Origin of the sequence: Bacillus sp. JJ1521, from assembly GCF_036965165.1 — a bacterium.
Taxonomy (GTDB): Bacteria; Bacillota; Bacilli; order Bacillales; family Bacillaceae_L; genus Ferdinandcohnia.
The window spans coordinates 4,866-6,674 of the sequence record NZ_JBALOX010000273.1; the positions used below are offsets into that span (position 1 = coordinate 4,866).

At 35.8% G+C, this 1,809-nt stretch carries 2 protein-coding genes; one reads left to right on the forward strand and one right to left on the reverse strand.

What is annotated here, in order from left to right:
* The first annotated feature begins 65 nt into the window (after window positions 1-65).
* Window positions 66-272 (forward strand): hypothetical protein, encoded by a 207-nt coding sequence (locus tag V7147_RS24605; RefSeq protein WP_335370426.1) that lies wholly within the window; start codon window positions 66-68, stop codon window positions 270-272.
* Window positions 273-409: 137 nt separating this feature from the next.
* Here the strand turns inward: V7147_RS24605 and V7147_RS24610 are convergent, their stop codons facing one another.
* Entirely contained in the window at window positions 410-1,756 is a 1,347-nt protein-coding gene (locus V7147_RS24610) for an APC family permease (RefSeq protein ID WP_335370427.1), read from the reverse strand.
* Window positions 1,757-1,809 lie beyond the last annotated feature (53 nt).

The window sequence follows — 1,809 nt, forward strand, 5'->3', positions numbered from 1 at the left end:
ATATTGTAAAGGAACTGAAAATGAATTGAGGCTTTTTTACATCATTCTTTTATGGGGTGATTTATTTGATAAAAAGAAGAATAGGCATCTCGTTCATCGCCATTGCAACCATTTTAATTGTAGTGGAATATTTTAGTAAAGCTATTGGTGGTCTACTAGTTGGGGACACCATTAGTAACATAAGTTTACTCGCATTATTGGTTGGATTTTGCTATCTCTCCTGGGGAGAATATGACGAATATAAAAATGGTAATAGATTTTCAGGAAGATGAAATTACCTAAGGGGCTTCCAAAATTCAGTTACCTGACTTTTTGGAAACCCCTTTTCAAAAGTTAATATTATTTGTTTTATTAAAGATACACGAACAGATAAAATTGGTTATAAAAAACTTATAAATCCATTAAAACTTTAAGATTCTTCGTAGCTTATTTCCATTTTGATCTTACCTGATTTATGTCTGAAATAAGCATATAAGGCTCCAATGATTAGTAATACTATATTTCCTATTACTAATGTGGCATTTAGATCTTGCATTAATAAATACACCTGAAACCCTGCTGTGACAGTAGCCAAAATACTAATAAACCAAAGTAATGAATTGGAGACACGAAATTTAGACTTATTCCATAAATCTGGTACCACCTTTGGCAATCGAACGGTAGCTAAAGAAAGCACAAGAAGTAAAACATTATTTAAAATGAGAGCAAAGTTTGCAATTCCGCCAATGTTCCACCCGGTTAAAATTGGAATTAAACCTAACACATAGAAGATCGTCAATAATACATGTGGTGTTTTGAACTTATTATTAATAACACCTAATTGCTTAGGCAACCATCCATCAATACTTGCCTGTAAAACTGGCTTCGTTACCCAACCTAATGTTGCATTTAATGTGGTAGCTAATGCAAACATTGCACCACCGACAATAAAAAATACATACAATGGATAAGGTAAAATTTCTAAAGCTACAAGTGTTAATGGTTGATTCACTACATCATTAATCGGAAGAACTCCTGCAGCAACTGTAGCCATAAAAGCATAAACCAACGCAACAGCTATTGTGGAAACAATTAGTACAAAAGGGATATCCTTTGTTGGGTTTTTTGCCTCTGCCCCAAAGTTCATAATAACCGAGGCACCCCCCGTTGCAAAAGTTAATAAAGCAGCCGCTGTAAAGATTCCCATCATCCCACCTGGCATAAATTCAGCACCTGAGAAATAACCTGGTTGAATCTGTGGCATTCCATAAACAATAAAGGCAGTAAGTGCTAGAGCCATTGTAATGACCATCGTATTTTGGACGAGTGCTGCTTCCTTCACACCAAATAGATTAACCACATAAAAAATCGTAAGGATTATCACCGCTATCAGGGTAGAATTGACACCCGGGACCAACGCTAAAAAATAATCTGCGAATGATAGTGCATACATCGCAATTGCAATATTCGATACAATATAGATAATTGTATAAAATCCTGCAAACCGCTCACCTACAAGAAGTGCCGCCTGTGTATAAAATCCACCTCTAAGCCTGACCGTTCCACTTATTAAAATTTGTGTGAAGGCTATGATAATTACAAAAATAGCGGCTATCATAAAGGCGATGTTTACCGATTTACCAGTCATTCCAATCGCGATACCCGTAAGAGCAAAAATTCCCGCTCCTATAATTTGCCCTACTGCAATACCCATTAGGTCCCCTCTACCTAAAACACGTTTTAAGTCTTTGGTAGATGAATTCTTGTTTTCTGTCATCAGACTTTCCCCCTTGTATAACCTCGTTTTTTAATTAATTGATCATACAAACT